The sequence below is a fragment of the Mycobacterium sp. SMC-2 genome (genome assembly GCF_025263485.1).
Lineage (GTDB): Bacteria > Actinomycetota > Actinomycetes > Mycobacteriales > Mycobacteriaceae > Mycobacterium.
Window position 1 is genome coordinate 5039599 of record NZ_CP079863.1, and the last position, 19829, is coordinate 5059427.

The window sequence follows — 19829 nt, forward strand, 5'->3', positions numbered from 1 at the left end:
GGGGTTCGGCCGCGCAAAATGAGGGGATGCCGGACGGAGCTGGTGCGCGCCGATCGTCACCGACGCGGGTGGCGTTGGCGCTGGGCAGCGGCGGGGCCCGCGGGTACGCCCACATCGGGGTGATCGAGGCGCTGCGCGCCCGTGACTACGAGATCGTGGGGATCGCGGGCTCGTCGATGGGCGCGCTGGTCGGCGGGTTGGAGGCGGCCGGGCACCGCGACGAGTTCGCCGACTGGGCGAAGTCGCTGACCCAGCGCACCATCCTGCGGCTGCTGGACTTCTCGATCAGCGCGGCCGGAGTGATGCGGGCCGAGAAAATCCTGGACACGGTGCGCGACATCCTCGGCCCGGTCACCATCGAGCAGCTGCCCATCCCCTTCACCGCGGTCGCGACCGACATGCTGGCCGGTAAGTCGGTGTGGTTCCAGCGCGGTCCGGTCGACGAGGCGATCCGCGCCTCCATCGCCATACCGGGCGTGATCGCCCCACACGAAGTCGACGGGCGCCTGCTGGCCGACGGCGGCATCCTGGACCCGCTGCCGATGGCCCCGCTCTCGGCGGTCAACGCCGACGTGACCATCGCGGTGAGCCTCAGCGGCAGCGAGGCGATCGCCGCCCGCGGCACGGAGGCCGGCACGACCGCCGAGTGGCTGAACCGCATGGTGCGCAGCACCTCCGCGCTGCTCGACACCGCCGCGGCCCGCTCGCTGCTCGATCGGCCGACCGCGCGAGCCGTCCTGGGCAGATTCGGCGGGTCCACCGCCGAGGCGGACAGCTGGTCGGACGAGCCGGACGTCGAGGATCCCGCGGCCGACGACAATGCGGCGGGCGCACTGGACGATGTCGCACCCGAAGTCCCGAAGCTGGGCAGCTTCGAGGTGATGAATCGCACGATCGACATCGCCCAGGCCGCGCTGGCGCGCCATACGCTGGCGGTCTATCCGCCCGACCTGTTGATCGAGATCCCGCGCTCGACGTGCCGGGGCCTGGAGTTTCACCGGGCGGCGGAGGTGATCGCCGTCGGCCGGGCGCTGGCGGACGAGGCCCTGGACGCTTTCGAGAACGAAAGTGCCGCGCCGCCCGCACCCGAAGGCTGAAAACCGCAGCGCCGCAACGGTCAGAGTCCCAGGAACCGCGCAACGGCCCGGGCCTCGCGGCGGCCCTGCTCGCGTCCGGCCAGTGCCGAGGCGACGCGACACGCGGGATCCAACGGGTTGGGCCCGAACGCCGCCAGCGAGCCGGTGTCGGCAAACACCGCGCATGTCGCACCGGCGAACGACGAGATCTCCACGGCCGGCCCGGCGCCGAACGGCGAAGGCGCGTCCACACCCGAGGGCACCAGCACCACCGCGGCATCGCAATCGGCGGCCACACCGAGGTTGACGGAGCTGGCGATCCCGCCGTCCATGTAGCGCCGGCCCGCGATCGCGACCGGCGGCCACGCCCCGGGCACCGCGCAGCTTGCCGCCACCGCGTCGACGAGGTCGACACCGGAGTGCCGGTCGAAAACCACCAATTCTCCGGTGTCCACGTCGATCGCGGTGACCCGCAGCGCCCGGTCGGGCCAGTCGTGTGACGGCAAGCGCCGCGCGATCACCTGGCGGCGCACCGGCGGCGGAACGGTTTTCGTCGCCAGCGCCACGGCACCGATCCGCTGCATCTGCTGCCGCATCTTGTCCGTCGGGTCGGCGTAGGGCTCCGCCAAGGCCGCCAAGAACATTTCGGTGATGGCGTCGACGTCGACCCCGGAATCGATCTCGGCCGACGATTCGGCGACCTGCCGCTCGAACAGCTCGTCGAGCGTGCTGCCGCTGCCGATCTGCGCGGCGACCGCCGAGCCCGCGGAGGTCCCCACCAGCACGTCCGAGTCCAGCAACAGCCGGGCCGCCGTCGGGGACTCATCGGCGATGCCGCGCAAAACGCCTGTCTCCCAGGCTATTCCCGCTATTCCTCCACCGGCCAGCACAAGGGCTCGTCTGGTTGTCACGGGCTACCGCCGGGCGCTCGGCAGTAGGTGTTGCGATTCTTCCACCGCCGCGCTCAGATCCGCGCGACGCAGCAGGTGCGCGGGCGGGCCGGGCAGTATCAAATGTTGGTCGACCTGCAGCGCGGCGTCGACGTGGACCAGCTGACCGGGCTCGAGCAGCCGCCAGCGCAGGTCGTCGTCCATGCGTTCGGTGGCGAACACCACCGACGGGCGGGTGCACAGGTGTTCCGATTGCGCGTGAATTCGCTTGGTGCGCATGTCGAACTTCGGCCCGCGCGTGGGGGCGTCGTCGGATCGGTCCAAGACATAGAGTTCATGGGTTTCGGGATACCGCAGCGCCCACATGTCGGTCGCCGTGCTCAGCAGCACGTTGACCGCATAGATCGGCACATTGGCCGCGAGCCATTTCATGGCATCGGCCAGGCCCGCGGTCACGTCGCCGTCGCGCGCTCGGATCGCGGCGGTGATCAACGCGAACACCCGCTCGGAATCGGTGTCGCCCAGCACCACATCGTCGGCGCCGACCTCGCGCAGCCGTTCATCGAGGACGTCCAGCCCCTCCAGCACGCCGTTGTGCGCAAAGATCCGGCCGTCCTGCAGGAACGGGTGGGTGTTGCGGACGTCGAGCGAACCGGTCGTCGCGTAACGCACATGCGCGATGAACGTGGTTCCGCTCAGCTCGTGGGCCTCGGTGGCGAACGCGGCGTCCGCCCAGGCCGCCATGGGCTGCTTGTCCAGCCGTGGCCGGCCGCGCTCGTCGAAGACGCCCAGGCCCGTGCCGTCGGGGTTTCTCCTGCTCTGCTCGGCGAGGCTGTCCGGGGCGTCCAACAACCAAAACGTCGCGGTGCAAACGTCCGTCCCGGCATGCAGCCCGAATAGTCGACACATGGCCTCGACGGTACCCAGGCTCAGCGGGTCAACACCTCGGCGAGGTCCCGCAGCGCTCGATGCGCGTAGCGCTTCCACAGCATGCCGAAGAGCGGCAGGCCCGGCGCGGACAGCGGTGATTTCGGGTAAATGGACCAGCGCCAGGTGATCTCGGTGCCGCCGTCGACCGGGGTGAAGGTCCATTCGCCGGTGACCGACTCGACCAGCAGCGCCATCGGGCCGTGGATTTGGGTGAGCCGGTAGCCGAAGGACCGCGGCGGGTCGACATCGGTCAGGTCTTCGCGCGCGCTGCCGCCGCCGGCCAGGACGATCGTGCGGCTCTGGCCCGCCGCGTCCCAGGCGCCGGTCTGGTCCCGTACCTCCTTGATCGGCGGGATCGGCCCATACCAGCGGCCAAAGATCTCCGGGAGCGAGACGGGCAGCGTGCCGCGAAACGCCGTGTCGGGCGCGACGGGCACCACATGCGATTGCTCGACGACACACGGCTGCGCCATGAGACTCCTTCCTGCCCTGGGCTATTCAGTCGCGCGCCTCGACCACCCAGTAGCCGTGCTCAGCGTAGCGCGCCCGGATGGCCTTCTTGTCGTACTTGCCCACGCTGGTGCGCGGAATCTCCTCGACGAACGCCCACCGCTCGGGCAGCCACCAGCGAACCACCTTCTCCGCGAGGAACTTTCGCAGGTCCTCGGCGCTGACCGTCGCGCCTTCCTTGGCCACCACGACGGCCAGCGGCCGTTCCTGCCACCGCTCGTCGGGTACGCCGACCACCGCGGCCTCGACCACGTGTGGGTGTGCGATCAGGTTGTTCTCCAACTCCACCGAGGAGATCCACTCCCCACCGGACTTGATGACGTCCTTGGCCCGGTCGGTCAGCGTGACGAAACCCCGCTCGTCGAGCCGTCCCACGTCGCCCGTGCGCAACCAGCCGGAGTCGAACTTCGAGTCGTCGGCGGTCAGGTAGTACGAGCCGGCGATCCATGGGCCGCGGACTTCGACCTCGCCCACGGCTTCGCCGTCGTTGGGCAGCACCCGGCCGTCGTCGTCGACGATCCGCATTTCCACGCCGCAGACCGGCTGGCCCTGGGTGGCGCGGAACGCCCAGTGCTGGTCCTCGGGGGTTCCCGGGGGCGGCCACGCCATGGTGGCCATCGGGGACGTTTCCGTCATGCCCCACAGCTGCCGGACCTGCACGCCGTGCTTCTCGTCGAAGGTGCGCATCAGCGAAACGGGAACGGCCGAGCCGCCGCAGACCACCAGCCGCAGTGACGACATGTCGTGGTCGGGGTCTTCCTCCAGGCGGTGCAAGACGTCGTTCCAGATGGTGGGCACAGCGCCCGCCACGGTCGGTCGCAGGTCCTCGACCATGCGGATCAGCGAGCGCGCGTCGAGGTGACAGTCGGGCAGCACCAGGTCGGCGCCGGCCATCAGCGCCGCGTAGGGCAGGCCCCATGCGTTGGCGTGGAACATCGGCACGACCGGCAGCACGCTGTCGACGGAACCCACGCCGATGCCGTTGGCGGTGCAGGCCGCCATCGTGTGCAGGTAGCTCGAACGGTGGCTGTAGACCACGCCTTTCGGGTTGCCGGTGGTGCCGCTGGTGTAGCACATTGCGGCCGCGGACTTCTCGTCGAGCTCCGGCCAGTCGAATTCGGCCGACTCGCCGGCCAGCACGTCGGCATACCGGAGGACGGCCTTGCCGGACCCCTCGAACGGGGCGGTGTCACCCTCCCCGACCACGATGACGGTGTGCACGGTCTTGAGGTCGCCCAGTACGGGGGCGAGCAGCTTGGCCAGCGACGCGTCGACCAGCACCACCTGGTCTTCGGCTTCGTTGGCGACGTAGGCGATCTGCTCGGCGAACAGGCGGATGTTGAGGGTGTGCAGCACGGCGCCCATCGACGGCACCGCCAGGTAGGTCGCCAGGTGTTCGGCGTTGTTCCACATGAACGTCGCTACCCGCTGATCCGCGCTGATGCCGAGGCGGCGCAATCCGTTGGCCAGCCGGGCGGCGTCCTGCCCCACTTCGCGGTAGCTGATTCGCCGGTAGCCGTCAGCGGTGGCGGTGGTGACCGTCCGCGCGCCGTGCACACCGCAGCCGTGCCGCATGATCGCGGTGATCGTCAACGGAGAATCCTGCATCGTGCTGTCCATTGAGGTACCGCCTTTGGATCTCGCGCGCAGCGTCGCCTGATGTCACCCTTCCCAGACGCGGGGTGGCCGCGTCCCGGGCCGACAGGGATGGGCCGTCGGCAGCCTCCACCCTAAGCCCGAGGTGGCGCCGGCGTCGGCAATCACTCTAAGCGAGTACGGGTTCCCGCTGTGGCAGCTCGGGCAGCCGAGTCCACGACGCCTCGGCCGGTCCCCCGCCCGCGGTGATCGGCGTAACGGTCACCACACCGGAGTGGCCGGCGGTGTAGAGGTATCGACCGTCGGGGCTTTCGACCACGCAGGACGGGTGCTTCCCGGTCATGATTTCACCCATGACGTCGTGGGTTCGCGTGCAGACCACGGCGACGCGGTCGTCGCTGACCAGGTAGGCGCGCCGGCCGTCGCGACTCAGCGTCAAGCGGGTGAGAGGACCGGCAAGCTCGCTGAGCTTGCGCGTGCCGGTGATCTTGCGGGTTCGGGTGTCGATGACGTCGAGCACCGCGCCCACGACGGGGCCGCAACTGGCCACGTAGGCCGTGGCGCCGTCGCCGCTGAGCGCGACGTCGCGAATCGGCAGGCCCAGCTCGTAGGCGCCCACGATGTGGCAGCAGCCACCGACGCGGCCGTCGGCCTGCGCGCGCGTCTCGATGACGACCAGTTCACCGCCGGACGGCCCGTTGGTGGCGGCGTAAAGGTGCCGCCCGTCGGGGCTGATGCGAACGCGGTCCGCGGTGGTTCCGGGCGCGGTGGCGAGGTCGATCACCTCGAAGTCGTCGGTGGTGGTGTCCACGACCGTGACGTCGGCGCCGCGGGCGCCGTTCCGGCTGGCGTAGACGAACCTGCCGTCGGCGCTCACGGTCAGATCGCTCACGCTCCGGGCCAGCGGATGGGTTGCGATGCGCGCGTTCGTGGCCAGGTCTACGACGTCGATGGAGTCGTACGCCGTGGTCGCGGTGCTGACATAGGCGCGCGGGGCGTCCCCACCGCTCACGGCGATGGCGAACGGTTCGTGCAGGCCGGCGACGGTCTGCAACACCCGCCGCGCATCGGTGTCGATGATCGAGACTGTGTCGCCGCCGTGGTTGGCAACCACCAGCCGGCTGCCGTCGTGGTTGATGCCGATATCGCTGATCGGACCGTTCCGCACCGGAATCTGGACCACCGAAGCGTCGTCGAATCGGAAGACTTGCCCATCTCGGTCGTCCTGGAAGGCCTTGTGCTCGTTCAGACCGCTCACGCTGTACCGCCTTTGCTGTGTTGTCGGCGCGGAGGCACAGTCGCCAGGACTTACGCGACAATTTGGCCGCCGGATCCTCCGGATCTCAGCACCGAAAGGCGCTGACGCGACTGGTTTTTGCGAGTCTACCGGCCGGAAATCGCGTCTACGCGGTTCGAAATCCGCTGACGTTAGCTACGTCACTCCCCCGCACTCAGGTTCTGCTCAGGCTTTCAATTACGCTGTATCGCAGTCGCTTACCCTCAGCGAAAACGATGCAAACGCGCATCCCGCGGATTTCGCATTCACCGCTAACGTCCCCGGTCAGCGCCGTCCGGATGCCCAGGATAAGAAACTCTCAGGGTCGAGCGCGCGAAGAGGCAAACATCACACCTTGGCCGCTAGCTGAACTGGGTCCGCGGCCGGGGCAAGGTGGCGCCGTCGACGACGATGTCCACCTTCTCGTTGTAAAACGCCACCAGACCGGCGATCTGGCCGACCGCCGGCAGCGGGTAGTGGTACGTCCAGGCCAGGTCCGGATGCAAGGCCTGGCCGACCCGCGCCGACCAGTATCCCGACGTCACGCCCTTGTACGGGCACAGCGTCTGCGTCACGCTTGGTTCCAGATGTTCGAAGGCGATATCGGTGGGGTCAATGTAATACCTTGTGGGCAAACCGGTTTCGAAGAGCAGAACAGGAGATTTGGTGTCCGCCAGCGTAATCCCATCCAGCTCGATCCGGACGTGCCGGTGTGAGCGCAGCGCGTCAACCCGCGAGTAGGGATTGCGTGGGTGGCCGTAGATCGGCTCGTCTTCCTCGAACCACCGCAAGGCATTCCATTCGAATCGCACAGTCCCGGCCACCGGGCCGTCGCCGTCGGCGTCGAACACCCGCGCGGCGGACGGGAGAGCCTCACCGGTACCCAGTAGGCCGTGCAGCCGCGACGGGCCGAATTGCACTGTCTGCGGATGGTTCTCGTCGCACAAGAACTCCGCGCGGACATCCGCCAACGGGATGTAGTACTGCGGGTAGTACGGGACCTCCCACACGTAGAGGGCGGCTGTGGTGTCGAAGACGAGCGCGTCCCCCAGATAGCCACGCACCCGGCGCGGCGCGGGCTCGACCCTGCCGCGCGCGGCGGCCATTTGGGGGTAGTCGCGTTCGGCGGTCACCTCTGATCCTTGGCGGCCAGCCCGGCCGGTGCGTGGGCGATCGCCGTCCGGATGGCGTCGGCCAGCGCCAGGGCGCTCTCCTCGGTGAGCTCCAGCGCCACCCGCGCCGACGGCCCGAGCTCGGGGTTGATGACGTCGATGTTGACCGTGTGGCCGTAGGGCGCGTGGACCGGGTGATCGACGTACACCGTCGCCCGGCCGGCGCGGAACCATCCCGTGGCGCCCTTGCCGCTGCCCTCGATTTCGACGTGTTCGGTGAGATAGGTGCACATGGCCGGCGAACCTAGCCTTTCAGGTGAGTGGCGAAGAAGTCGTCGATGCGCCGCCAGCCGTCCACCGCCGCCTCCGGCCGGTAAGCGGGCCGATCGACGGAGAAGAACGAGTGCCCCGCTCCCTCGTAGGAGTGGAACTCGTGCGGCTTGTTCAGCTTGGTCAGCTCCTCGTCCAGAGCGGCCACCGCGGCCGGCGCCGGGAAGCGGTCGTCGAGCCCGAACAGGCCGAGCAGCGGGCAACTGAGGTTCGAGGCCAGGTGCAGGATCGGCTTCATGGCCTTGGGCATGCCCTCGGGCGCATCCTCGACCACGAAGGCGCCGTAGCAGTCCACCGCGGCGTCGAACGGCAGCGAACACGCCGCCAGGTACGCGTGCCGCCCGCCCGAGCAGTGCCCGATGACACCGAACTTCCCGTTGGCGCCCCGCAGGGAACGCAGGTGCTCGACAGCGCCCGCGACATCGCCGACCAGCCGCTCGTCGGGCACCCAGCCGGCGGCGCGCGCCGCCGCCGCGGCGTCGTCGGGGGACGCACCGGGGGCCTCGCGCGAATAGAGGTTGGGGACCACCGCGTGGTAGCCCATGACGGCGAGCCGCCGGACGAACTCCTTGGTCTCCCGGTCGTAGCCGGGCATGTGATGGATCCACACGACTCCGCCGCGCGATCCCTCGGCGAGCGGCATAGCGCGGTATGCCTCGATCTCGTCGCCGCCGTGGCCGGTGATGGTGATCGTTTCCGCACGGATGGCGTCGGGGGTGACCGCGTTCATCGCGACTCCTTTCGGGGCTCCCTGCGCGTTCATCGCCGCTTGTCGCGCACCTTGTACGTCGAGGGCCACGACTTGCGCGACTCATCCCCGGTCAACGGGGTGCCCATGCCCCCGACCTTCACGTTGTAGGCCTCCTTGCCGGGGCCGACCTCCCGGTTCGCGTGTTCCTGGGCGAGGAAGTACAGCTCGTCGATGGTGGCCTCGTCGTAAGCCACGAACGAGGTTTCCCGCTCGACGTCGTCGATACCGACCAGCATCCGTTGGGGCAGGAACCGCGACGCCACCGCCGCCAGGCCCAGCAGCGTGAACGGAATGATCCAGTAACACACGTACGACACCGGAGTCCTGGTGTCCAAAATCGTCGTGTCACGCCGCACGATCGGCGGAATCGCCGACGACACCGTCATGCCGGCCGCGGTCGCCACCCAGAGCCAACTCAGAACGCCCACGACCCGGCCGAATAGCTCGGTCTTGACCACGTCGGCGGGTTGTTCCGCGGCGGCGAACGCGCGCACGAACGGCTTGCCGATCAGCATGCCGGCCAGCGCCACCACGAGGAACCCGGCGGTGCTCAGCGGCAGAATCCACCGCTGGGCGAACCACTCATCCCGCGCGAAAGTCAGCCCGGTCAGCACCACAAACACTGCGGCAGAACCGGATTCGAGCGTCCGCTCCGGCTTGTCGGCGAGACTCCCGATGACCAGCGCGATGGTCGCGAGCGCCAGCCCGGCCAGCGCGGCGGCGGGGAACGGGACGTTACCGACGAGCACCCAATAAACGATCCACGGCGCAAGACCAAACAGCATGCCCACGATGGGCCAGTGTATGAGTGGCGGCTTTCCGCGACGTCGGCGGCGGGGCGAAAATTTGGTCCGCGGCGCCACCAAGAGGGCTTATGACCCTTGGCGCCGACCCCGGTCCAGGGCCAGTCTTGAAGCCATGCAGCGCACGGCAACGCCGGCTGAAGGCGTGGTGGCGATCGGCACGTCCGCCGGAGGCATCGAAGCACTGAGCGAACTGGCGGCGGGTATGCCGCCGGACTTCCCGTTCGCCGTCATGATCGTCATCCACATGAGCCGGGGGGCGCCTTCCCTGCTGGCGCACATCCTCGACCGAAGCGGCCCGCTGCGGGCGGTCGCTGCGGTCGACGGCGCGGTACTGGAGGCCGGACGGATATACGCCGCCGTGCCCGACCACCATCTGCTTGCCCACGACCACCGGGTGGCGCTCTCGGATGGGCCGTGGGAGAGCGGTCGCCGACCGGGAATCGACGCGCTTTTCCGGTCCGTCGCGCTCGACTATGGCCCACGCGCGATCGGGGTCCTGATGTCGGGACTGCTCGACGACGGCGTGGCCGGGCTGCGCGCCATCAAGGCCAAGGGAGGAATCACCGTGGTTCAGGAACCGACGGACGCGCTGTTTCCCGATCTGCCGCAGAACGCCATCAAAGCCGGCGTGGCCGACCACACGGCGTCGGCGAAGGAGATCGGTGGCCTGCTCGCGCAGCTGGCCGACCGGGAGATCGAAGAGCCGGCGGCCGACCCCGACGGGCAACTCGAGCTGGAGAACCAGATCGCGATGGACAGCCGGTTCGCCGCGTCCGTCGGCGTGGAAGATCTGGGTCCCCCGACTGGGTACACGTGCCCGAGCTGCAACGGCACCCTGATGTCGGTGGGCGACACGTACCGGTGCCAGGTGGGCCATGCGTGGACGGCCCAGGCGCTGCTGGTCGCTTACGGCGACGAACTCGAAGAAGCAATCTGGGCAGCGATCCGCAACCTGAAGGACACGGCGCGCCTGTCCCGCACTCTCGCGGAAAACGCCGAGAGCGCTGCGGATTTGGAGGGATATACCGCCACGGCGAACCGGGCCGCACATGCCATTTCGGCATTGCGCCAGGGTCTTCTGGCGGCAAAAGCCGACACCAGCGGCAGCTCGGAAACCTCGTGAACCGCTAGCGGTCGTCCAGTGCCATCGCCAGAAAGTCGAGCCGCCACAGCGACTCGAACAGCTTGCGCCCGAAATCCTTTACCAGATCGCCGTTTTCGGGCCCGGTCCGGTCGCGCCGCGCGACATGCTCGATGATCTCCCCAAGCGTGCGACGGCCGTCGACCCGCTGAACGAAGGGCAGCTGAGCCGGGTTGAGCTTCAGTTTCGTGCCGGGCAGGTGGATGTCGTCCCCGGACAGCAGGCAGGCCGTCCGCAGCAGCGGGACGTAGTCGAGCGCTGCGGGCGTCGAGAAGTCGATCGTGTAATGCTCTTTGGGACGTTCGGGGCGGCAGGCCATGAAGAAGTGGGTGGCGTTCGCCGGCTGCAGGCGTTCCATCACTGACCAGAGTTTGACGTCGGGCAGTTCGTTCAGCCTCGCCTGGAACTGGCTCGCGGGCGCGACGAAGTCGTGCGGGTAGTACGGCGTCTTGTGAAACCAGCCCTGGAAGGCCAGTCCGGCAGCGCCGACCAGGTCCAGGCATTCCTCGACGGTGTAGCTTCGCTGGCGACTGTGCAGGAAGGTGTCGACCAGGGCGCCGTCGGACACCAGATCGCGCGCGCCCTTCAGGTAGGTGCGCACAGGGTGATCCGCGGGTAGCACCGCGATCGCCTCTTTGACCATGTGGACCGACGCGGCGTCCTGCGCCAATCCGAGGTCGGCGAACACCGACTCGAGCATGTCGACCCCGATCCGCCCGTACTTCGCGTAGAGCATGACGCCCAGCGCCCCGTCGGTGCGCAAGCACGCGCCCAGCGCTGTCATCCCGGCCAGCGGATCCGCCGTATGGTGCAAGACGCCGGTGGACACGATGAGGTCGAAGTCGCGGGAAAGCGTCGCCACCTCTTCGATGGGCAACAGGTGCAGTTCCAGGTTGTCCAGGCCGTGCTTGTCTTTCAGATACTGGTGGTGCTTCAGCGCAGACCTGCTCACGTCGATCGCGACTACAGTGGCGTCGCGGTTCATGAATGCGAAAAGGGCGGCCTGAAAGGTGCCGCAACCGGCGATGAGGATGTCGAGGTCCGGCTTGTACTCCCGGTTCGGCCACAAGACCCGGTGTGCCCAGAAGGGGTCGAACCAATCCCAGTGGTTCTTGCTCCACGCCGCGAGATCGGTTACCGGGGGCGGATACTCCCAGCGGTCGTATTGACGGGAGACGCCGTCGCCCCGCGGATCGTCGGTCACTTCGGCGCAACTCCTTCGTGGTGGCGGTCGCGACCAACTTACTGTGCCTGGCGCCATTCGGCCTGGCGGACAGCGCCCGCGCTCACATCAGCGGGGGCCCCGGGATCAGCCAGATCAGCGAACTGTCGATCTGCCCCCGGTACTGCGGGCAGTAGGCGGCCACGGACAGGCCGACGAAATAGCTGGATTCCTTCATCGTGAGATCGGTGTCGCGCTTCACCTTCAGCGCCAGAACGCTGGCGTTCGCGTGGTTGTCGAATCCCGTGCAGACGCGGTGGGCCATCGCGATCGCGGTGTCGCTGTCCCGGACTTCGATCCCGTAGTTGACCAGGGACGCGATGAACGCATCGTCGACCGGATCTGCTGACGCTGACGCCGAGGAAAGCAGCATGACGATGGACAGCAGGACCGCACAGACCGCCGACCGCTTCCCGGGACGGACGCTCATCTGGCGTGGCCTCCTTTTCCGTAGCGGTCAAGCTCCTTTGGCGACCCGATCAAACCGACCTTGAGAGAGGTAGCTGCGCCGCGGTCGCAGTGGGCTTACCCTGCCCGTCTGTCTCGGGCGCGCCCGCCTCGTGCAGCTTGACGGGTTGGCGACGCCAGCCCGCATACCCGAGGGCCGCGCTGATCGCGGTGTAGACAACGGCTTCCGTCCACATGAATCCGACGCCCCATTTCCTCCCGAGGAACATGGGCTCGTCGACGATGCCTGCCGATGCGGCAATGGCGTAGCCGGCGTGCGCGTAGGCGATTCCGGCGAACGCTCCGCAGAAGAATTTGCTCACTTCGCGATTCATTTCTCGCCCTCTCTAGGTCGTCGGGAACTCGTGTGTCTCACTGTCGACCCTGCCCCCTAATGCGAGGTAGGGGCCAAGGTCCTCCCGCATCGGACCCTTCGTCGCTTTCCGGCACCGGCGGCCCGAGGCCGCCGCCGCGTCCGCTCTAAATGGACCTACGAAGGTCCGTTGACGATGCGATCGCGGATGGCGGTGGCGGTCGTGAGATGCCCCTCGGCAGAGTTCATGAACTCACTGGCGTGGCGAGCCTCGTTGGCATCCTTGTCGTCGACCGCGGCGACGCAGAAGTGGGACGCGGCGTCGAAGTCGTCCAGGCTGGCTTGCAGCGCGTCGGTGAGTTCTTTGTCGGGAGAAGGCATGTGGCCCTGCAGGTAACTTGCCGCGTCATGGCCCTCGCGGCAGGCCGCCCCCAGAGCGGCGTAGTCATGTTCACCGACGGCAAAAGTGGCCTTGCCCATGGCGATCCCCAGGTCCTGCATGTGGTCCTTGGTCAGTTCGACCCATCCCCGCACGGCCTGGGCATGAGACGTCGTCGTAGTGGTGGTGCCGCTACCGCCGGTATGTGTCTGGGGCGAGCAACCGGCGACGATAACAGCCACCGCAGCGCCCACAATGGCTCGCTTCAACACTGGTGTCCTCCTAGACGTTGTTGACGGCCTGATCCTGCGCCTGAAGAAGGCCCGCCAGACAGGGGAGAAAGGCTCTTCCTCAGACAGAGGATGACCCGGATTCGATTGTTCGCACAGCGGCCGGGCCATTTGACGGATTTTAGGGCCCGCGAGCTCCCCAAACGGGTCGCCGGAGTCCGTCGTCGGTCACAACGAGGATCAGGTTCGGGTCCCGAACAGCGCTCCGGCGGCCGAGGCGGCAGCCAAGACCCACCACCACCGTCGATGTAGCGGCGCTGCGTGACCCTATTTTGCGGCGAATCCGATGGCACCGCGGCATATTTGACCGAGGGCGGGGTCCAGCTCGGTTTTGGCGCGGTCACTGACTGCCGACCGGTGTAGTCAATGAATCTTCATGTGCTGCAACAGGTTTGAGTAACTGACACCGGTGATCGACCTAGTTGTTGGCCGGTGGTGGTTGGGGTTGGAAGGGGTCGTACCACCACCAGTCGGCGCGCTCTCCGGTGGGTCCCGGATAAGGGGCTACCGCGGGCGGGGGTTGCTTGGGTGGGCGGGCGAGCGACCCCGCGCCCAGTTGGCGACCGGCGCTGTCGGTGACGGTGAGCTCGTGTGCGGGCCCGGTGATGGTGATGACGCCCCGATGGTGCAGCCGGTGGTGATACGGACAGACCAGGACGAGGTTGGCCAGCTCGGTGGGGCCGCCGTCTTCCCAATGCCTGATGTGATGGGCGTGCAGACCGCGGGTGGCGGCGCAACCGGGAACCGCACACGTGGGGTAGCGATGCTCAAGCGCACGACGAAGGCGCCGGTTGATCACCCGGCTCGTCCGCCCGGCGCCGATGACCTGGCCGTCGCGTTCGAACCACACTTCAGCTGTGGCATCACAGGTCAAATATCGGCGTTCGGCCTCCGACAGCAGGGGGCCCAGATGCAGCGCGGCGATCCGCTGCTTCACGTCCAGATGCACCACGACGGTGGTGTGCTGCCCGTGCGGCCGACGGGCCACCTCCGCGTCCCACCCGGTCTCGACCAGACGCAGGAACGCCTCGCCGGTGGTCGGTAACGGCGGCCGATGATCCGATACGCGGCCACCCTTGTCGTGATCGAGCTTCCACTCGGCGATCAGCGCCTCGTGATGAGACCGCAAGGCCGCGTCAAACTTCGCCGCGTCGGGGTGCGGGAGTCTGACCCGGTAGCAGCTGAACTCCTCGTCGGTGGTGGTCTTGGTGATCGAGGGCTGCGGATTCGGCTGCGGGTGATCGGGTTTGGGCTCGGGTCGCGGCTCGAGCTTGACCGCGGTGCGCAGCTGACTGACCGTGGCGTGAGCGGCCAGCTGCGCATAGTGCTCATCAGAACCCTCACCGGCCCGCCTGGCGATGACACCGACCTGATCAAGCGACAGTCGACCCTCGCGCAGGTCCCGGGCGCAGCGGGGAAATTCCGGCAACCGGCGCGCGACGGCGGTGATCGTGTGGGCGTTTTCCAGCGACGAGCCGGTCTTCCAGGCCACCAACGCCGCGATCGACCGCGCGCCCGTGGCGCCGCACAGCTCGTCGCGGTCCATTTCGGCGGCGATCTCCACGATGCGCCCATCGATCGCGTTGCGCTGACCGGCCAACTCCGCCAACTCCTCGAACAGCACATCCAGACGACGCGGAACGTTTTCTGCCAGCGGAGGCGCTGCGGTGAAGGACATAACCACATCAAAGCAGCCGGGTACGACATTTAGCCTCGGCCGCGATTGGCGTTGGGGTCACGCAAACGAAGTGCCCCAGTCGGACTCGAACCGAACCGTAGTCGCGCTAATCGGAGTACGGCACCGGCTGAATGTCCACCCTCTCTCGATCACTGGGCGACCCGTGCGTCATAGGCAGCCGCGACGACGCCTTCCGCCGGTGAGCGAACATGCGTTGCTCGGCCATGCGCTCGACCTCGCGGCGCACGTCGCGGCGCAGTGTCCGCCACAATTCATGGTTGTCGACGCCCGGATCGCGCGCGGCGGCGGCCGTCCAACGCACCACGTTGCCGGGCGAGAACACCTGCTGCGGTGCGGCAATTCGATTGAAGACGTCGGCGATTTGGGTGAACCGATCCGGTCGGGCCGCGAACCATCGGTAGGCTGCGAACTCGATCGGCGAAACGGTGTCATCGCGGCCCAGCGCATTCGCCCACTGGTACATCGCCAGGCACTGCGCGTCCCGGTCGAACTCCCATCCCGCCAGCGCGCGGTCGAGCTTATCGGGCTCGTCCAGGCAGGGCGCCGCGGCCTCGCCGAGCAGCCGGCCGAAGCGCAGGGCATCGCGAATGCCTTGTGCGGTAACCGGATCCTTGAAGTGCCCGGCGTCGCCGGCCAGCGCCCAACCCGGCCCGTGGGAGTGCCGAAAGTAGGACGGATGGTGATAGGAGACCAAGACCTTGCTGACCTGGCTACAGCCGCGAAGCCGTTCGGCATACGGCGGAATGCGTTGGATGGTCGCCGCGAAGGCCGCCGACCGGTCCGCGCGGTACTCGTCGGCGCGCCGCACCGGCGGCATCTGCAGCGCCACCAATTGGCCCCCGTCGCAAGGGAATACCGTGACCAGATCGTCGTCGTAGCGCCACTGCATGGCCACGTGTCGGCTCTCGGGGTGGGCGTCCTCGTAGTAGGCGAAGGCCATCATGCGCTGGTTGTCCCAGGTGTGGTGCACACGGGTGCCGACCAGGCGCGCGACCGTCGACCGGCGCCCGTCGGCGCCGATGACCAACTTCGCGGTGATCGCGCCCGTCGAGCCGTCTCGCTGCCGAAACCGCACCCCGCAGACGCGCCCCGACCGATCGCGCATCAGATCGGTGACCCGGACGTGTTCGCGAACCTCGGCACCGGCGGCGCGGGCGGTCTCGACCAGGGCGAGGTCGAATCCGGGACGGCGGATGCACGCTCCGGCGGCGAAGCCCTCGTAGGTGCTCGATGGGCCGACGGCCTCGACGCCGGGCGCGCCGAGTCCGGCGTGGGTGTGCAGCGGGGCGCCGAGTTCGAGCACTCGGTCGGTGGCGCCGATGCGCTCCACCTCGGCCCAGTGGTGGGTGAACAACAGGTGCGTGGACAGGGTGTCGGACGGAAAGGCGGCGCCGTCGAGCGCGACGACGGAGCGGCCCCTGCGCGCCAGCGCGATGGCGGCGGCCGAACCGGCGCAGCGGCTGCCGACGATAACCACTTCCGTGTGCTCAGGCATGGAAGGAGAATGCCAGATCGTCAAGCAAATTGTAAGTAGTTTCAGTCTATGAACCGACTTACAAAGTTCAGGTGGGTGGCCTATCCTCGGACGATGCCGGCCGACCCGCTTTCGACCCCGCCCACGGCGGCCATGGCCCGTGCCGGCCGGCGCCGGGCCCGCACCCGAGGCGCGATCCTCGACGCCGCCGAGGTGGTATTCAGCCGTGACGGGTACAGCGGCGCCCGGATCGAGGAGATTGCGGAGTTGGCCGACGTGTCGGTCGGTTCCATCTACGGACACTTCGAGGGCAAACGCGGGTTGTACCTGCAGCTGGTCGACCGCGCGCTCGAGCTGTTCACCGAATACATGGCGCGCAGCGATGATCCGTCGCTGAGCCCGCTGCAGCGGGTGCTCGCCGGCGGTGACGCGTACCTACGCTTCCACCTCGACCACCCCGGCGCCTTCCATTTCCTGGCCTACCGCAGCCCGGGGGCAGAACCGCTTTCCGGGGACAATGAGACCGAAGCCCGCATTCGCGACCGGGTGGGGCGGCTACTGCACAACTTCGCCGGGCAGATCGACAAGGCCGTCGCCGCGGGTGAGGCCCGACCGGTCGACTCGATGCGGCTGACGCACTTCCTGTGGGGCGCCTGGAACGGTGTGATCGCGCTGCGTCAGCAACCGGACGGCCTGCGCATCACCGACGAGGAGATCGCGCAGACGCTCGAGCTTGCGCGCTGGCTGCTGCGCGAAGGCCTAGCCGCCCCGGCCCTCCGAGACGCCAACGGCGAAGTAGGCGATCGGGTACGGCTGCCCTATGTCACGTAGCGGCCGGTTTGGCAGCGCGCCGCAACGCCTCGACGAGGGAGGCCTTTTTACTGTGCCCCCAGTCGGACTCGAACCGACACTGGGCGGATTTTAAGTCCGCTGCCTCTGCCAATTGGGCTATGGGGGCCCGGCGGCGAATGTAGCGCGCGGGCGCTGAATCGGGGAGACCGCACCCGCTCAAAACAAGCGAAAAGCCCAACATGCGGTGCGGACGGTCGTCGGTTAAGATCCGCGCCCGCGCGTCTTAACTACGTCTTTCCTAGAGATGACAGATGACACCGCGATGTCGTCCGACAGGACAGTGTTAAAACTGCCGCCCTCGTCGTTAAGAAGCCGTAAACGGCTGTCACGCTCGCGCTTTCGATCGGGAACGTGGACTCGTGGGTCGTTAGTGTTACGCCAACGCACAGGGGCCGTTACGCGAACACACAGGTTGACCACGCACGGACGTCGACTCGTTCCAACATGAGGAGCAATCAATGGCATTTCTGACAACGCAGACCGAAGAGATGCTCGCCGCCGAGCAGCTGCTGTCGGGGATCAACACCAACCTGGCGGCGCAGAACGCGGGCGCCGCGTCGGCGACCACGGTCATCGCTCCCGCCGCCGCCGACCCGGTGTCGGCGCAGCAGGCGGCGATCTTCTCGGCGTACGGCACCCAGTACCAGGCGATTGCCGCCGAGGCGCAGGCGCTGCTGGAAAATTACGCGCAAACCCTGGGGATCAGCTCCGGCAGCTACGGCGACACCGAGGCCATCAACGCGAGCCAGGCGGCGCTTTCGAATGCCGCATCTCCCCTCGCCGCCTCTCCCCTCGCCGCCGCGGCCGCCACGCCTTCGAACACTCCCCTCGACTACCTGTCATGGCTCCTCGGTAGCACCGGCAACGGCACCAACCCGAACATGCTCGGCGGAATCTTCGGCCTCTCGGGTAACAGCGCCAACATCGGAAACATCGGTTTCGGAAACTGGGCGTCCGCCACCTCGAACCTGCTCGGCCTGGCCGGTGGTGGTCTGCTGGACACCTCCGCCGCCGATGCCGCCGGATCCGCCGCCGACGCCGCGGGCCTCGTCGACACGACGGCGCCGATGGCCGGTGGCGGCATGGCCGGCGTTGGCGCGATGCCAATGGCCGCCGCGGGGCAGGCCACCATGGTCGGCAAGCTCTCGGTCCCGCCGAGTTGGGCCGGCTCGGCCACCCCGGTGGTCGGCACCAGCGCTGCGCCGCTCGAGACAGTGGGCTGGACCGCCGCCGCGCCGCAGGCCGGCACGGGAACCGTCATCCCTGGAATGCCGGGAATGGGTGCGGCCGCGCGCAACAGCGCCGGATTTGGTGCTCCCCGCTACGGCGTCAAGCCGATCGTCATGCCGAGGCCGACGGCAGTCTAGGCCGCGGCCACTTCCTCAAAGACTTCAATCCCACAAGACAAAGGAGCGGGAAACACAAATGGTTCTTGACTTTGCGGCAATTCCCCCGGAGATCACCTCCTCGCTCATGTACGCCGGCGCCGGCGCCGCACCGCTCATGGCCGCGGCGACGGCGTACGCAAACCTGGCCGCCGAGGTGAGCGCCACGGCAACTCAGTGGGAGTCGATCATCTCGCTGCTGACCACCGAGAACTGGACCGGCGGCGGTTCCGCGGCGGCGGCCGCCGCAGCCCAGCCGATCATCGCCTACCTGACCGAGACGGCGACGACGCTCGAGCAGGCGGCCGCGCAAGCCACGGCCTCGGCGGCCGCCTACGAGGCGGCATTTGCCGCGACCGTGCCCCCGCCGGTGATCGCGGCCAACCGGACGCTGCTGGCGACACTCGTCGCGACCAACTTCCTGGGGGTCAATTCGGCCGCGATTGCCGCGACCGAAGCGGATTACGCCGCGATGTGGGCCCAGGATGCCGCCATGATGGCCGCTTACCAGGCCGCCTCGGCGGTGGCCGGGGTCCTTACGCCGGTGACACCACTGACGTCGACTACCAACCCGGCGGCCGCCGCGGCCGCGGACAGCGTTGCGCTCGCCGCGGATTCGACGGGTGGCACGGTCCAGGCGTTGGCGCCCATCTCCAATGCGGCGCCTTTGGCGGCCGCGGCGCCCACCCTCCCCTTCACGACCGACGGCATCCTGTCCTCGATCGACAACTTCCTCGGCACGCCGTCCGTCTTCAACGGCATCAACGGCGCCGTCAACACGGCCGCATGGTGGGTGTGTGCCACCATCCCGAACGCGGTGTCGCTGGGGCACACCCTCGGCTCTGTGCCGTCGATCCCGTTCGCGCTGGCCGACTCCGTCACGCCGCTCGCCGGTGGGATGGTGCCGGGCACCATGGTGGGCTCGGTGTCGGGCGCGGGCGCGTCGGCCGCCCTGGGCGAGGCCTCCGCGGTCGGCGGACTGTCGGTGCCCGCCGGTTGGAATGCGGCCGCCCCCGCGTCGCTGGCCTCCTCCACCGCTCCGCTCGCGGGCTCGGGCTGGACGGCCGCGGCCGAGGCGGAGCCGGTCGCCGCGATGCCCGGCATGCCCGGCATGGCTGCGGCGGCCAAGGGCGCCGGGGCGTATGGTGCCGGGCCGCGGTACGGCTTCAAGCCGATCGTCATGCCCAAGCAGGTTGTCGTCTGATGTCGGGAATACCGGTACGAGAAATAAGGGGGTGCGTGTCACCCGTTTGAGGCGATCAGTTAACCGGTAGGCCGTAATCTGTCCATAACGCGGCCACCACCGCATCAATTACAACTGTTAAGACTTCGGGACTGAAGGCTTGAACG

Annotated in this window: 20 protein-coding genes and 1 tRNA gene; 5 read left to right on the top strand and 16 right to left on the bottom strand. The window is 68.1% G+C overall.

From position 1 onward, the window contains the following. Positions 1-26 precede the first annotated feature (26 nt). Entirely contained in the window at positions 27-1097 is a 1071-nt protein-coding gene (locus KXD96_RS23580) for a patatin-like phospholipase family protein (protein ID WP_260740553.1), read from the top strand. A gap of 20 nt (positions 1098-1117) precedes the next feature. On the opposite strand, the gene KXD96_RS23585 is transcribed toward KXD96_RS23580, so the two are convergent. The 9 genes from KXD96_RS23585 to KXD96_RS23625 form a co-directional block, all read right to left on the bottom strand. Next, positions 1118-1987 (bottom strand): patatin-like phospholipase family protein, encoded by an 870-nt coding sequence (locus KXD96_RS23585; RefSeq protein ID WP_260740556.1) that lies wholly within the window; start codon positions 1985-1987, stop codon positions 1118-1120. 3 nt (positions 1988-1990) lie between these two features. Next, positions 1991-2875: a class II glutamine amidotransferase gene (locus tag KXD96_RS23590; protein WP_260740557.1), complete on the bottom strand. Its 885-nt coding sequence runs from the start codon at positions 2873-2875 to the stop codon at positions 1991-1993. A 20-nt stretch (positions 2876-2895) separates the two neighbouring features. Continuing rightward, complete coding sequence (locus tag KXD96_RS23595) at positions 2896-3369, bottom strand: SRPBCC family protein (protein WP_260740558.1); 474 nt, start codon at positions 3367-3369, stop codon at positions 2896-2898. Between the two features lie 25 nt (positions 3370-3394). Further along, positions 3395-5026, bottom strand: a complete 1632-nt coding sequence (locus KXD96_RS23600; RefSeq protein ID WP_260740560.1) for a long-chain fatty acid--CoA ligase — start codon at positions 5024-5026, stop codon at positions 3395-3397. A 145-nt stretch (positions 5027-5171) separates the two neighbouring features. Continuing rightward, positions 5172-6260: a YncE family protein gene (locus KXD96_RS23605; protein WP_260740562.1), complete on the bottom strand. Its 1089-nt coding sequence runs from the start codon at positions 6258-6260 to the stop codon at positions 5172-5174. Positions 6261-6640: 380 nt separating this feature from the next. Then, the gene (locus KXD96_RS23610) at positions 6641-7384 is read right to left on the bottom strand and encodes a DUF427 domain-containing protein (protein WP_260745523.1); all 744 of its coding nucleotides are present in this window, start codon (positions 7382-7384) and stop codon (positions 6641-6643) included. Positions 7385-7407: 23 nt separating this feature from the next. Next, entirely contained in the window at positions 7408-7683 is a 276-nt protein-coding gene (locus KXD96_RS23615) for a DUF6295 family protein (RefSeq protein ID WP_260740564.1), read from the bottom strand. Positions 7684-7694: 11 nt separating this feature from the next. Further along, complete coding sequence (locus KXD96_RS23620; protein WP_260740565.1) at positions 7695-8450, bottom strand: dienelactone hydrolase family protein; 756 nt, start codon at positions 8448-8450, stop codon at positions 7695-7697. A 29-nt stretch (positions 8451-8479) separates the two neighbouring features. Further along, positions 8480-9262, bottom strand: coding sequence for a hypothetical protein (locus tag KXD96_RS23625; protein WP_260740568.1), 783 nt, complete (start codon positions 9260-9262; stop codon positions 8480-8482). Positions 9263-9389: 127 nt separating this feature from the next. Between KXD96_RS23625 and KXD96_RS23630 the strand changes: the two genes are divergently transcribed. Then, positions 9390-10400: a chemotaxis protein CheB gene (locus KXD96_RS23630; protein WP_260740569.1), complete on the top strand. Its 1011-nt coding sequence runs from the start codon at positions 9390-9392 to the stop codon at positions 10398-10400. 4 nt (positions 10401-10404) lie between these two features. Here KXD96_RS23630 and KXD96_RS23635 read toward each other — a convergent pair whose 3' ends face one another. From KXD96_RS23635 to KXD96_RS23660, 6 genes are all read right to left on the bottom strand, one after another. Further along, positions 10405-11622: a methyltransferase gene (locus tag KXD96_RS23635; RefSeq protein WP_260740571.1), complete on the bottom strand. Its 1218-nt coding sequence runs from the start codon at positions 11620-11622 to the stop codon at positions 10405-10407. Positions 11623-11704: 82 nt separating this feature from the next. Beyond that, complete coding sequence (locus tag KXD96_RS23640) at positions 11705-12070, bottom strand: DUF732 domain-containing protein (RefSeq protein WP_260740572.1); 366 nt, start codon at positions 12068-12070, stop codon at positions 11705-11707. Positions 12071-12119: 49 nt separating this feature from the next. Next, positions 12120-12410 (bottom strand): hypothetical protein, encoded by a 291-nt coding sequence (locus KXD96_RS23645; protein ID WP_260740574.1) that lies wholly within the window; start codon positions 12408-12410, stop codon positions 12120-12122. Between the two features lie 167 nt (positions 12411-12577). Then, positions 12578-13051: a hypothetical protein gene (locus KXD96_RS23650; protein ID WP_260740576.1), complete on the bottom strand. Its 474-nt coding sequence runs from the start codon at positions 13049-13051 to the stop codon at positions 12578-12580. 436 nt (positions 13052-13487) lie between these two features. Beyond that, entirely contained in the window at positions 13488-14747 is a 1260-nt protein-coding gene (locus KXD96_RS23655; protein ID WP_260740579.1) for an HNH endonuclease signature motif containing protein, read from the bottom strand. 106 nt (positions 14748-14853) lie between these two features. Then, a complete protein-coding gene (locus KXD96_RS23660; protein WP_260740581.1) occupies positions 14854-16263 on the bottom strand; it encodes an NAD(P)/FAD-dependent oxidoreductase in 1410 nt (469 codons plus the stop codon). Positions 16264-16356: 93 nt separating this feature from the next. Between KXD96_RS23660 and KXD96_RS23665 the strand changes: the two genes are divergently transcribed. Beyond that, complete coding sequence (locus KXD96_RS23665; protein ID WP_260740583.1) at positions 16357-17073, top strand: TetR/AcrR family transcriptional regulator; 717 nt, start codon at positions 16357-16359, stop codon at positions 17071-17073. A 53-nt stretch (positions 17074-17126) separates the two neighbouring features. Here KXD96_RS23665 and KXD96_RS23670 read toward each other — a convergent pair. Next, positions 17127-17200, bottom strand: a tRNA-Leu gene (locus KXD96_RS23670). Positions 17201-17552: 352 nt separating this feature from the next. Here KXD96_RS23670 and KXD96_RS23675 point away from each other — a divergent pair. Both KXD96_RS23675 and KXD96_RS23680 read left to right on the top strand, forming a co-directional pair. Then, on the top strand, positions 17553-18461 hold the full coding sequence (locus KXD96_RS23675) for a PPE family protein, SVP subgroup (protein WP_260740586.1): 909 nt from the start codon (positions 17553-17555) through the stop codon (positions 18459-18461). Positions 18462-18519: 58 nt separating this feature from the next. Beyond that, complete coding sequence (locus KXD96_RS23680) at positions 18520-19683, top strand: PPE family protein (protein ID WP_260740589.1); 1164 nt, start codon at positions 18520-18522, stop codon at positions 19681-19683. The last annotated feature ends 146 nt before the right edge of the window (positions 19684-19829 follow it).